General features: G+C 72.0%; 10 protein-coding genes. 4 read left to right on the top strand and 6 right to left on the bottom strand.

The features are described from left to right. Positions 1 to 62 precede the first annotated feature (62 nt). Positions 63 to 1,403 (top strand): ABC transporter substrate-binding protein, encoded by a 1,341-nt coding sequence (locus ACIGHB_RS03700; protein WP_399909216.1) that lies wholly within the window; start codon positions 63 to 65, stop codon positions 1,401 to 1,403. Positions 1,404 to 1,631: 228 nt separating this feature from the next. After that, a complete protein-coding gene (locus tag ACIGHB_RS03695; RefSeq protein ID WP_399909214.1) occupies positions 1,632 to 3,383 on the top strand; it encodes a beta-galactosidase in 1,752 nt (583 codons plus the stop codon). Between the two features lie 303 nt (positions 3,384 to 3,686). Here ACIGHB_RS03695 and ACIGHB_RS03690 read toward each other — a convergent pair whose 3' ends face one another. The 4 genes from ACIGHB_RS03690 to ACIGHB_RS03675 form a co-directional block, all read right to left on the bottom strand. Then, positions 3,687 to 4,718, bottom strand: a complete 1,032-nt coding sequence (locus tag ACIGHB_RS03690) for an ABC transporter permease (RefSeq protein ID WP_360316069.1) — start codon at positions 4,716 to 4,718, stop codon at positions 3,687 to 3,689. Then, positions 4,715 to 6,319 carry a sugar ABC transporter ATP-binding protein gene (locus ACIGHB_RS03685; protein WP_399909212.1) on the bottom strand — a complete coding sequence of 535 codons (1,605 nt, stop codon included), beginning with the start codon at positions 6,317 to 6,319 and terminating at the stop codon, positions 4,715 to 4,717. Before ACIGHB_RS03685 ends, ACIGHB_RS03690 begins: the two co-directional genes overlap by 4 nt. Positions 6,320 to 6,537: 218 nt before the next feature. Then, positions 6,538 to 7,593: a substrate-binding domain-containing protein gene (locus tag ACIGHB_RS03680; protein WP_360316075.1), complete on the bottom strand. Its 1,056-nt coding sequence runs from the start codon at positions 7,591 to 7,593 to the stop codon at positions 6,538 to 6,540. Between the two features lie 319 nt (positions 7,594 to 7,912). Beyond that, positions 7,913 to 8,818, bottom strand: a complete 906-nt coding sequence (locus ACIGHB_RS03675) for a LysR family transcriptional regulator (protein WP_399909209.1) — start codon at positions 8,816 to 8,818, stop codon at positions 7,913 to 7,915. Between the two features lie 57 nt (positions 8,819 to 8,875). Here ACIGHB_RS03675 and ACIGHB_RS03670 point away from each other — a divergent pair, with 57 nt between their 5' ends. Then, positions 8,876 to 9,694 (top strand): NAD(P)-dependent oxidoreductase, encoded by an 819-nt coding sequence (locus tag ACIGHB_RS03670; protein WP_399909207.1) that lies wholly within the window; start codon positions 8,876 to 8,878, stop codon positions 9,692 to 9,694. A gap of 195 nt (positions 9,695 to 9,889) precedes the next feature. Here the strand turns inward: ACIGHB_RS03670 and ACIGHB_RS03665 are convergent, their stop codons facing one another. Then, the gene (locus ACIGHB_RS03665) at positions 9,890 to 10,669 is read right to left on the bottom strand and encodes a hypothetical protein (RefSeq protein WP_399909205.1); all 780 of its coding nucleotides are present in this window, start codon (positions 10,667 to 10,669) and stop codon (positions 9,890 to 9,892) included. Positions 10,670 to 10,869: 200 nt separating this feature from the next. Next, complete coding sequence (locus ACIGHB_RS03660; RefSeq protein ID WP_399909203.1) at positions 10,870 to 11,490, bottom strand: helix-turn-helix domain-containing protein; 621 nt, start codon at positions 11,488 to 11,490, stop codon at positions 10,870 to 10,872. Between the two features lie 132 nt (positions 11,491 to 11,622). On the opposite strand from ACIGHB_RS03660, the gene ACIGHB_RS03655 reads away from it, so the two are divergent. After that, positions 11,623 to 12,813, top strand: a complete 1,191-nt coding sequence (locus tag ACIGHB_RS03655) for a CaiB/BaiF CoA transferase family protein (protein ID WP_399909201.1) — start codon at positions 11,623 to 11,625, stop codon at positions 12,811 to 12,813. Positions 12,814 to 12,827: the final 14 nt, after the last annotated feature.

Raw genomic sequence — 12,827 nt, 5'->3', positions numbered from 1 at the left:
GAACCGTCCCTCCCCTCCCGGAAGTCCCTCCCCACCCGTACCACCGACCAGGAGCACCTCCCATGCGCACCCACTCCTCCCGCAGACTGATCGGCGCCCTCGCCGTACTCGCCACGCTCTCGCTGACCGCCACGGCGTGCGGCTCCGACGACTCGGACACCGGCACCGGCGGCGGCGCCCCGAAGGACGTCACCGCCGCGCTGGAGAAGGGCGGCAAGGTCACGGTCTGGGCCTGGGAGCCCACCCTGAAGAAGGTCGCGGCGGACTTCGAGAAGAAGTACCCCAACGTCGACGTCGAACTCGTCAACGCCGGCACCGGCGACAAGCAGTACACCGCCCTCCAGAACGCCATCGCCGCGGGCAACGGCGCACCCGACGTCGCCCAGATCGAGTACTACGCCCTCGGCCAGTTCGCCATCGGCAAGACCGTCGAGGACCTCTCGCCCTACGGCGCCGCGAAGTACGGCACGAGCTTCACCCCCGGCCCGTGGAACGCGGTCACCGAGGACAAGTCGATCTTCGCCCTGCCGATGGACTCGGGTCCGATGGCGTTCTTCTACAACAAGAAGGTCTTCGACAAGCACGGCGTCAAGGTCCCCACCACCTGGGACGAGTACGTGGAGGCGGCCCGCACGCTCCACAAGGCCGACCCGAAGATCTTCATCACCAACGACACCGGCGACGCCGGCGCCACCACCAGCCTCATCTGGCAGGCCGGCGGCCGCCCGTACAAGACCGAGGGCACCGACGTGACGGTGAACTTCGGCGACGAGGGTACGAAGAAGTACACCGCCACCTGGCAGAAGCTGCTCGACGAGAAGCTCGTCGCACCGATCAGCTCCTGGAGCGACGCCTGGTACAAGGGCCTCGCCGACGGCTCCATCGCCACCCTCTCCATCGGCGCCTGGATGCCCGCCAACCTCACCTCCGGCGTCGCCTCGGCCTCCGGCGACTGGCGCGTCGCGCCCCTCCCCCAGTGGACCAAGGGCGACACCACCAGCGCCGAGAACGGCGGCAGCTCCCTCGCCGTCCCCAAGGCGGCCAAGAACAAGGAACTCGCCTACGCCTTCACCGAGTTCGCCACCACCGGCACCGGCGCCACCGGCCGCGTCACCGAAGGAGCCTTCCCCGCCACCCGCGCCGACCTCGAATCCAAGGCGTTCCTCGACAAGCCCTTCCCCTACTTCGGCGGCCAGCAGGCCAACCGGATCTTCGCCGAGTCCGCCCGCAACGTCGGCGAGGACTGGTCCTACCTGCCGTTCCAGGTCTACGCGAACTCGATCTTCAACGACACCGTCGGCAAGGCGTACGTCTCCCCGACGAAGCTCGACGACGGGCTGAAGGCGTGGCAGGACGCCAGCGTCAAGTACGGCAACGACCAGGGCTTCACCGTCAACAAGTAGCCGCACCCCCGGGCGGGCCCGACGCACCACCCCGGGCAGGCCCGACGCGCCACCCCGGACAGGCCCGACGCACCACCCCGGGCGGGCCCCGACGCACCACCCCGGGCGGCACCGACGCGCCGTCCGAGGGCCTGAGCAAAGCCTTGCCACGCCTGCCATGTTTACGCAAACATGGCAGGCGTGGCGCTCTCGACACCGCACCACCTCACATACAGGAGCAAACCGCGCATGCCCGTTCTCCAGACCGACAAGACCGGATTCCTGCTCGACGGACAACCCTTCCGATTCCTGTCCGGCGGGCTGCACTACTTCCGGGTCCACCCCGAGCAGTGGCAGGACCGGCTCCGCAAGGCCCGCCTCATGGGCCTCAACACCGTCGAGACCTACGTCCCGTGGAACCTCCACCAGCCGCGCCCCGACCGCTTCGTCCTCGACGGCGGACTCGACCTCCCCCGCTTCCTCGACCTCGCCGCCGCCGAGGGACTGCACGTCCTGCTGCGCCCCGGCCCGTACATCTGCGCGGAGTGGGAGGGCGGCGGTCTGCCCTCGTGGCTGCTCACCGAGCCGGACATACGGCTGCGGACCCGCGACCCCCGGTTCCTGGCGGCGGTGGACGACTTCTTCCGCCGGCTGCTCACCCCCCTCCGGCCGTACCTCGCCTCGCGGGGCGGCCCGGTCCTGGCCGTGCAGGTGGAGAACGAGTACGGGGCCTACGGCGACGACACCGCCTACCTGGAGCACATCGCCGACTCGCTGCGCGCCTGCGGCGTCGACGTCCCCCTGTTCACCTGCGACCAGCCGGCCGACCTGGAGCGCGGCGCCCTGCCCGGTGTCCTCGCCACCGCCAACTTCGGCAGCCGCTCGGCCCACCACCTGGCCGACCTGCGCGCGCGGCGCCCCGAAGGCCCGCTGATGACGACGGAGTTCTGGATCGGCTGGTTCGACCGCTGGGGCGCCCGCCACGTGGTGCGCGACCCCGACGACGCCGCCCGCGAACTCGACGAGGTCCTCGCCGCCGGCGCCTCGGTGAACTTCTACATGTTCCACGGCGGCACCAACTTCGGCTTCACCAACGGCGCCAACGACAAGCACACCTACCGCCCCACCGTCACCTCCTACGACTACGACTCGCCGCTGGACGAGGCCGGGGACCCGACGGAGAAGTACACCGCCTTCCGGGACGTCATCGCCAAGTACGCGCCCGTGCCGGACGCCCCCGTGCCCGCGCCGGGCGCCAAACTGGCCGTCCCCGACGTCGCGTTGGCGCAGAGCGCCGAGCTGCTGCCGAGCGCGGACGCGCTGACGTCGAGGACCGCCTCCCGGCGGCCGCTGACCATGGAGGAGCTGGAGCAGGACTTCGGCTTCGTCCTGTACGAGACCACCGTGCCCGTGCGCGGCCCCGCCCTGCTGGAGATCGAGCACGTCCGCGACCGCGCCCAGGTGTTCGTCGACGGGCAGCCGGTGGGCGTCCTGGAGCGCGAGAACCACGAGCACTCCCTGGCGTTCACGGCGCCGCGGGCGGGCAGTGTGCTCTCGATCCTGGTGGAGAACCAGGGCCGGGTGAACTACGGCCAGGGCATCCACGACCGCAAGGGACTGCTCGGCGCGGTCCTCGTCGACGGCGTCGAACCGACGACGTGGACGAACCGGCCCCTGCCGCTCGACACACTGGAGGACGTCCCCTTCGCGATCACCACGACGACCCCCGTCGGCCCGGCCTTCCACCGGGGCACCTTCGACGTCGCGGAGCCGGCCGACACCTACCTGCACCTCGACGGCTGGACCAAGGGCAACGCCTGGGTGAACGGCTTCCCGCTGGGCCGCTACTGGTCCCGCGGCCCGCAGAAGTCGCTGTACGTCCCCGCTCCCGTCCTGCGGGCCGGCACGAACGAGATCGTCGTCCTGGAGCTCCACGCCGGCCCCCGGGGCCGTACCGTCGACTTCCGCGCGACCCCCGACCTCGGCCCGACCGAGGAGTAGGTCCACCCGGCGACGCCGGGCTCGGGCACCTCCCCCGCGCGCCCGAGCCCGGCCCCTCTCCGTCCCAGCCCTCCCGGCTTCCGGGAGGGCTCTCGCCGTTTCCGGGCGGTGGCACCTGCGAACGTACGCGTGCGACGGCACCGCGCTCCGGCCCCCCCCCGCCCCCCCCTGTCTCCCGCCTCTGCTCTCTGCCCTCCGCCCTCCGTCCTCCGCCACGCGTACGCCATAAGGCCCGCTCCCCGAAGGGGGCGGGCCTCGTCCGTGCGCGGCTGCGTCGGTGTGGCGCCGGGGCGGCGTGTCGGGTCAGTGGGGAAGTCCGACCGCCCGTTCGCCGTTGCGGCGTTGCTGGATGACGACGGCGGCGACGAGCAGGGCGCCCTGGGCGACGTTCTGCCAGAAGGTGTTGATGCCTTCGACGGTGAGGCCGTTCTCCAGTGCGCCGAGGAGGGCGACGGCGAGGAGGGTGCCGCCCACGCCTCCCTTGCCGCCCTTGAGGGCGCAACCGCCGAGGGCGGCGGCGGTGATGGCCTTGAGTTCGAGGCCCTCGCTGCCGGAGACGGGCTGGCCGGAGCCGGTGCGGGCGGTGAGCAGGATGCCGGCGACGGCGGCGACGACGCCGATGAGGGCGTAGACGGCGACGAGGTACTTGTTGATGTCGATGCCGGCGAGGCGGGCGGCGGTGTCGTTGCCGCCGATCGCGTAGAGGTTGCGGCCGATGTCGGTGTACTTCAGCATCACGTGCACGGCGATCGCGACGACGATGAGGATCCAGACCATGACGGGCAGTCCGGCTATCTTGCCGCGGCCGAGGAAGACGAAGACCGGGTCGTTGAGGACGTAGCCCTGGGCGCGGCCGTCGGAGAGGAGTTGGGCGAGGCCCTTGTAGGCGGCGAGTCCGGCGAGGGTGGCGATGGTCGGGTTGACGCGTCCGTAGACGATGACGAGACCGTTGACGACGCCGACGAGGACGCCGACGCCGATGGCGGCGAGCATGCCGGCGGAGGCGCTGGAGCCGGTGCTGGTGAAGACCATGGCGCTGACGACGGAGGCGACGCCGACCTGGGAGCCGACGGAGATGTCGAGGCCGCCGCAGATGATGACGACGGTCTGGACGATGGCGAGGAGGCCGGTGATGGTGGCGGCTTCGGCGATCACCTGGAGGTTGGAGAGGCTGAGGTAGTTCTCGTTGAGGGCGCCGAACAGCCCGAGGACCACGACGAGCGCACCGATGAGGCTGAGGTTCTGCCCGCCGAGGGCGGCCAGCGGGGAGCGCTTGCGCGCCGCCGGCGGGGCCTTCTCTGCCCCGGCCGGGGAAGTGGTGGCGGTGGTGGTCATCGGGGGCCTCCAGGGGCGGAGTCGGTACGGGGCCGGGCGGCGGCCGGGGTGGGGGCGGGGTCGAGGGGCGCGAGGTCGTCGGCCATGGCGAGGTGGAGGATCGCTTCCTCTGTGGCCTCGGCGCGGCCGAGTTCGCCGGTGACGCGACCGCCCTGCATCACCACGACCCGGTCGGCGAGGCCCAGCACCTCGGGGAGCTCGGAGGAGATCACGAGCAGGGCGACGCCGTCCCGGGCGAGGTCGGCGATGATCCGGTAGATCTCCGCCTTGGCCCCGATGTCGATGCCGCGCGTCGGCTCGTCGAGGATCAGGACCTTCGGCCGGCGCAGCAGCCAGCGGGCGAGGACGACCTTCTGCTGGTTGCCGCCGGACAGTTTGCGCACCTCGTGCTCGATGGACGGGGTGCGGACCCTGAGCCGGTCGGAGAAGTCCTGGGCGACGGCCTTCTCCTGGCTCCGGCGGACGAAGCGCATCCGGCGCAGGCGTTCCAGGCTGACCAGGGAGGTGTTGTCGCGGATGGACCGGTGGAGGAAGAGGGCCTGGGCCTTGCGTTCCTCGGGGGCCAGGCCGATGCCGGCCCGGATGGCGTCCTTCGGGCCGCGCAGCCGCAGCGGGCGGCCGTCGAGGGTGATCCGGCCGGAGCGCAGGGGGCGGTCGCCGGCGAGGGCGAGTCCCAGTTCCGAGCGGCCGGCGCCCATCAGGCCGGCGAGGGCGACCACTTCGCCGGCCCTGACCCGGAGGCTGATGTCGGTGACGTCGTCGGTGGTGACGCCGTCCAGTTCCAGGACGACGTCGTCCCGGGCGACGTCCTGGCGCACGAAGAGCGAGGAGAGGTCGCGGCCGACCATCATCCGTACGACCTCGCCCTCGGTGGTCGCCGCGGCGTCGAGGACACCGGCGGAGGCTCCGTCGCGGAGCACGGCGATCCGGTCCGCGAGCCGGAAGATCTCCTTCATGCGGTGGGAGACGTAGATGATCGCGATGCCGCGGGCGCGCAGCCGGTCGATCAGGGCGAACAGGGCCTCGGCCTCGTTCTCGGCGAGCGAGGAGGTCGGCTCGTCGAAGGCGATGACCTTGGCGTCTCCGGTGAGGGCGCGCAGGATCTCCACCAACTGGCGTTGTGCCGCCGTCAGTTCGGATCCGAGCTGGTCGGGGTCGATGACCTTCTCGAAGCCGAGCCTGGCCAGGTCGGACGTGATCCTGCGGCGGAGCTCGGCGCGGTCGAGGCGTCGGCCGGCCTTGCGGGGAAGGGATCCGGCGTAGACGTTCTCCGCCACGGAGACGTGCGGGATGATCTCCGGCTCCTGCGGGATGATGCGGATCCCGGCGCGGCGCGCGTCGTGCGGCGCGGCGAAGGAGACCGGGGCGCCGGCGAGGAGGACGCGCCCTTCGGTGGGCTGGTGGTCGCCGGTGAGGATCTTCAGGAGCGTGGACTTGCCCGCGCCGTTCTCGCCCATGAGCGCGGTGACCTGTCCGGGCGGGAAGGTCAGGGTGACGCCGCTGAGGGCCTGGACGGCGCCGAAGCGCTTGGTGATGTTCTCGACGGCGACCCCGACACCTGGGGTCGCCTGGGTGGGGGGTGGGGTGCCGGGTGTGGTCATGCTGGCCTCACGTGCTGGAGTGACGGAAGGGGGCCGGGGCGAACGGAGAGGGCCGGTGCGGCGACGGGGGGCGGTGCGGCGTACCGGGGCCGGGGCGAAGGACAGGGCCGGTACGCCGGACGGGGGGGGCGGTGCGGCGTATCGAGGCCGGGGCGAACGGACAGGGCCGGTGCGGCGGACGGGGGGCGGTGCGCCGCACCGGCGTCGGGGGGCGGCGCTCAGCCGCAGGTGACTCCGGCGGACTTCCAGGTGGTGGCGTCGACCATGGTCGTGGGGGCGAAGGCTTCCTTCGGGAACGCCTTGCCGTTCTTGAGCTTGTCGTACATGGTCTGCACGGCCAGGGCGCCGACGTCCTCGCCGTTGATGAACAGCGCGGCCTTCATGCCGGAGGGCTTGCCCGAGCTCCAGTTCTTGCAGGCGAGGTAGGCGCCGAGGCCCACGCCGATGACGTCGTCGGCCTTGAAGCCGGCGTTCTCCAGCGCGGTCACCCCGCCCTGGACGTTCTCGTCGTTGCAGCCCCAGACCACCCAGTGCTTGACGTCCGGGTTCGCGGTGACGGTGGCCGCGATCTTGTCCTGCGCGCCGGTGGGGCTGTTGTCCGTGGGGACGTCGATGTTCTGGACCTCGGCACCGGCCCCGGCGGCGAAGGCGTCCTTCGCCGCCTTGACGCGGTCGGTGCAGACGGTCACGTCCTGCTTCCAGGCGGAGATGGTGCGGGTCTCCGCCGCCTTCCAGCCCGCCTTCTTGAACTCCGCGGCGGCGCGCTTGCCGACCTCGCCGCCCATCTGGGCGCCGCTGAAGCCGATCCGGGGCACGAGGGCGTCGGGGGGACAGGAGGACGGGTCCGGGCCGGTGGTGCAGATCTGGTCGTCGGAGGTGAGCAGGGCGACCTTGGCGTCCTTGGCGATCTGGGCGACCTGGGGACCGACGGCCGGGTCGGGGACGACGACGATCAGACCGTGGCTCTTCTGCGAGATCGCCGACTGGGCCTCGCTGATGGTCTTGTTGGCGTCGGTGCCGAGGTTGACGACCTTCAGGTCGATGCCGAGTTCGTCCGCCTTGGCCTTGGCGCCGGCCGCCTCGCCGACGAAGTACTCCTGGTCGCCCTGCTTCTGAAGGTACGTCAGGGAGATCTTGCCGTCGACCTTGGCGGCGCCTTCACCGTCTGCCGGACCCGCCGCCTGCTGGCCGCTGGAGCAGGAGGCCAGCGCGAGGACGGTGGCCAGTCCCAGGGCGGCCGTCGCCATCGACCGCCGGTGGTATTCAGTGAACATGTCATTCCCCTTGCTCGGACGGGCCGCGCTCGGCCGACCGGTGAGGCGCGGATCAGGTGAACGGCGGATGCTTCACGGACGTTGAAGTCACCACAGCACGCCATTAATCAACTGGATGCACCACAGAAAAGCGCCGTTTCCATCAGAAGTCAACATCCGGTCGGCGCGCACAGGGATCGATACACCCCCGTTACCGGCGTTCGCGAGGCCGACACCCCCATGACGGGCATCGAGATGTTGAAATTTGTTGGAGTTTCCCGACGGGAGGCGTCGACACGTGATCGAGCGGGCCTCGAACGCGGAGGCCAGGGCACCCGCGTCACGCCACCGCCGACCGCAACTCCTCGGCCGTCTCCCGGAGCAGGGCCAGGAAGGCCGTCGCCGCCGCCGTCGGCGACCCCGGCGCGGCCGCGCAGATCGGCCGGTACGGAACGTCCTCCGGGTGGAGGGTGACGAGGGCGACGTCCGGACGGACCGCCGCCGCCGCGAGCGCCGGTACGAGGGTGATGCCGAGCCCCGCCGCGACCGCGCCGAGCTTGGCGATCCAGTCGTACGCGAGCAGCCCGGTCCGCGGGCGCAGCCCGGCGTCGAGGGCGAGCCGGAAGAGCGCGTCCGCCGGCCCCTCGTGGCCGACGATCCACTCCTCCCCGGACAGTTCCGCGAGCCGTACGTCCCGCCGCCCCGCGTACGGGTGGCCCCGCTCCAGAGCCACCAGCACCGGCTCGTCCAGGAGGTGATGGAGCGTCACCCCGGGCGGCGTGGAGACGTCCGCCGCCGGACTGACCACCGCCAGGTCCTCCTCGCCGGCGGCCACCAGGCCCAAGTGCTTCGCCGACGGCCCCTCCACGCGGGTCACCACCACCCCCGGGTGCCGCTTCCTGAACGCCGCCTGGGCGCGCGGTACGAGGGCGGCCGTGGCACTGGAGAAGGCGCCGAGGCGCAGTGTTCCGCCGTCCAGGGTGCGCAGCGCGGTCAGTTCGGCGCGGGCGGCGGCGAGCCGGTCCCGCACCGCCTCCGCGTGCGGCAGCAGCACCCGGCCCGCCTCGGTGAGCCGGACCCCGCGCGGCAGCCGCTCGAACAGCTCCGCCCCCCACTCCTCCTCCAGGGACCGCACCTGACGGGAGACGGCGGACTGGGTGTAGCCGAGGGACCGGGCGGCGGAGGTGAAGGACCCGGAGCGGGCGACGGCGAGGAACGCCTCGTACAACCCATGCGTGATCAGCATGGGAACCATGCTAGACATTCGCTTGTCGCATACCGGTGCCGAATCTAGCGTCGCCCCATGGACACCACCCCGCAGAATGCGCCCACCGACCCCCGCCGGATCGCCTTCCTGGGCATCGGCTCCATGGGCCTGCCCATGGCCCACCGCCTCCTCGACGCCGGGCACCCGCTCACCGTCTGGAACCGGACCGCCGCCCATGCCGCACCGCTCGTCGACGCGGGCGCCGCCCTCGCCCCCACCCCCGCCGAGGCCGTCCGGGACGCCGACGTCGTCATCACCATGCTGGCCGGCCCCGCCGCCGCCCGCGCCGTCGCGGACGCGATGGTCCCCGCCCTGCGCCCGGACGCGTACTGGATCGACACCTCCACCATCGGCCCGGACACCACCCTCGAACTCGCCGCCCGGCTCCCCCGGGGCGTGACCCTGATCGACGCGCCGGTCATGGGCAGCGTCGACCGCGCCGCCACCGGCGACCTGCTGATCCTCGCGGGCGGCGACACCGCCCCGGTGGCGGACGTCCTCGCCCGGCTGGGCACGGTCACCGCCTGCGGCGGCCCCGGCACCGGCGCGGCCCTCAAGCTGGTCCTCATCAACGCGGTGATCGGAGGAGTCGCCCTGGTCGCCGAGAGCCTCGCCCTCGCCGAGGCGCTCGGCCTGCCCCGCGACCTCGCCCTGCGCACCCTCGGCACGGGCCCCCTCGCCGGCGCCGTCGGCCGGGCCACCGCCACCGGCTCCCACTTCCCCGTGGCCCTCGCCGCCAAGGACGTCGCCCTGGCCACCGAGGTGACGGAACTCCCCCTCCTGGAGGCCGTCCACCGCACGCTCCTGGAGGACCCGACCCTCCTCACCGAGGACCTGGCGGCGGTGGCCCGCTAGGGCGTGTCTGACAATTGGCGTCGGATCAGGCCGGGTCGTCCGGTGCGTGCGATCGGCGTGCGGCCGGGGCGCCCTTGTAGCGGAGCTACTTGGGCGTTTCGGCCGTGCGGCGAGCGTGCGTGCCGGGCGGGCCGGACCCGACGGGAATGGTCAGACACGCCCTAGGTCCCGCCCGGTACCGCCGACCGTGGCGGCTCAGGCCGTGGTCGCCTCCGCGATCAGCTTGGCGCGCAGCACCTGCCACTGGGCGGCCATGTCGTGCACGAGGTACAGGTCACGGCGCCGGGTCCATTCCTGCCCGGACTCGGGGTCGTAGGTACGGGGCATGGCGACGCCTCGCGGGGCGTAGGCGCTCATGCCCCGGTCGCGGGTCGTCTGCACGCACCGCTTGTGGTGGTCGGCGAACCCGACGACGCAGGCCGTGCCGATCCCGCCCGGGGCCTTCTTCCGGTGCTCGAGGACCTGCGCGGCGACACCGTCGGTGCTCAGATAGGTGATCGTGCCGTCCTCGGCGACGACCGGCTCGATCGACGTCACTCCGGTCATGCCGTACGTGGATTCCAGGAAACGGGCGATCTCCCACTGGGCGTACACCGGTACGTTCCGGCGGGAGCGGATCCGGGCGACCGTGCCCGCCAGGTCCTCGTTGACCGGACCGGGCTCGGGCAGAGTCGTCGCGGGGTCGCCCGACTTCGCGGGACGGTTTCCGAAGCCGTAGGCCACGACGAAGTCGAAGCGGTTCAGCTCCGCCGTCTCCGGGTGCCAGTCGAAGCCGACGTCGTAGAGGTACGGGGCCAGCGCACGGGCCGTCCGGGGGTCGTCGATCTCGTCGGCCAGGGCCCCGCGCATGTGCGCGGTCAGTCCCGTTCCCCCGCCGGAGCCACCTCGGTCGGCGGCCTGCGCCGGCGAGGCGCCGATGAGCGTGGGCGCGGTGAGGGCCGCGGCGAGAGCGGTGGCGAAGTCGCGTCGTTGCACGAGACGGCCTTTCTTCCTGAAGGGGCGGAACCGTTCGGATCTTCGCCCCCGGCCGGTACGGCGGGGTGAACGCCACACACCCCACAGCCGACCCGATAATGGCCGGTGTGCCAATTACCGGACGATCAGTCCGAGTACGTTCCTCGCCCGCAGCATCCGGATGAGCCCCCGCCGGCCGACGCGCTCGGCCCTGCGCCCCCTTATTCCGCGGACTCCCCCTCGGCGGACGGCGCGGCGAGGCCGGCCACCATGCGAGCGAAGGCGCGGGCGGCGCGTTCGTCCAGCTCTTCCAGGGGGATGCCGGTGTCGCGGGCGTACGCCTCGCGGAAGACGACGTACCCCATCTGGGCCGCCGCCGTCATGACGTGGGCGGCCACCGCGTCCGATCCTTCGGGCAGCGCGCCCTCGTCCCTGTCCCGGTCCAGGCTCTGACAGGTCTGCGCGAACCGGGGGAAGGCGCTGAAGCCCTCGTCCCCGTCGAGCGCCAACAGCGCTTCGAGCCCCACCAGTTCGGGCTCGTCCAGCCGGTGCCGGAACATGGCCTGCCGCCGCTCGGCGAACGGCAGCTCCCAGTGCCCCTCCCGGTCGACGCTCTGGCGTTCCACCAGGTCGGCCGCCGCCGCGCGGAGCAGGGACTGGCGGGATCCGAAGTACTGGTAGATCTGCCCGTGGTTGACCCCCGCCTCGGCGGCGATCTCGCGGAGGTTGACGCCGGCGAGCACACCGTCCCGCTTCAGCAGCCGACGCGCCGCGGCCAGCAGATCCGCCTCGGTCTCCTCACGGGTGCGCCGTCGCCGCCGCGTCCTGCCGGTCTCGCTCATCCTCTGCTCCCCATCGTCCCGGGACGAATCTTCGCATCGCGGGCCCTTGCCGCTCCGAAGGTGACCACTCTATGGTCCCACCAACAACGTTTCGTTAATAACGGAACGTGAATAAGGTTCGAAGGGACACCCATGTCGACACTCCCCCTGGCGGGCATCCGCGTCCTCGATCTGTCCACCGTGCTGGCCGCCCCGGTCACGGCCACCTTCCTCGGGGACTTCGGGGCCGAGGTGATCAAGGTCGAGGAACCGGGCACCGGTGACTTCACCCGAGGTACGGCCGCCGGCACCCGGTCCCCCTACTGGGCGCAGGAGGCGCGGAACAAGAAGTCGATCACCCTCGACCTGCGCACCGAGGCCGGCCGGCGGATCGCGCGGAAGCTGATCCCGCACTTCGACGTCGTGATCACGAACTACCGCCCGCCCACCCTGAAGAGGTGGGGCCTGGACGCGGAGACCCTGCACGAGCTGTCCCCCCACACGGTGCTGGTCTATGTGACCGGTTACGGACTCACCGGCCCGTACAGCGACCGCGGCTCGTTCGACCGGATCGCCAGCGCCTTCGCCGGGCTGACCTACGTCACCGGCGACGAGGACCGCCCGCCCGTGCGCAGCGGGTACTCGACGATCGACTACATGGCCGCCTACCTCGGCGCCTTCTCCGTCGTCACGGCGCTGTACCACCGCGACACGGCCGACGGCGGAGGCCAGGTGATCGACCTGGCCCTGTACGAGGCGGGGTTCCGCGCCTCGGAGGACGCGCTCACCACGTACGCCACCACCGGCCGGGTCCGTGAGCGACTGGGCAACCGCAATCCGCAGATCGTCCCCGCCAGCGACTTCACCACGCGCGACGGGCGCCGCGTGTCCATCCACGCCGGGACCGACGCGCTCTTCGGCAGGTTCGCGACCGTCATGGGCCGTCCCGAGCTCGCGGAATCCCCCCGGTACGCGACGCGTGCGGCCCGCGCCGAGCACGCCGGCGACCTGTACGCGACGATCGCGGACTGGACCGCCGGCCTGGACGCGGACGACGTGACCAAGCTGCTCAGCGCGGCCGGGATCCCCGCCTCGCCGCTGATGAGCATCGCGGACATCGCCGAGGACCCGCACTACCGGGAGCGCGGCACCCTCGTCACGGTCGAGGACCCCGACTTCGGGGAGCTGCCGATGGTCTCGCCGCTGCCCCGGATGTCGACGACGCCGGGAAGCATCCGCTCGACGGGCCCCGCCCTCGGCGCGCACAACGCCGAGGTCTACCGGGGCGTCCTCGGGCTGGGCCCGGACGAACTCGCCGCCCTCGCCGCCGACGGCGTGATCTGACCCCTTCTCCCCCG

The organism is Streptomyces sp. NPDC085460 (genome assembly GCF_044541975.1).
Lineage (GTDB): Bacteria > Actinomycetota > Actinomycetes > Streptomycetales > Streptomycetaceae > Streptomyces.
This window is presented reverse-complemented; position numbering and strand designations above follow the sequence as displayed.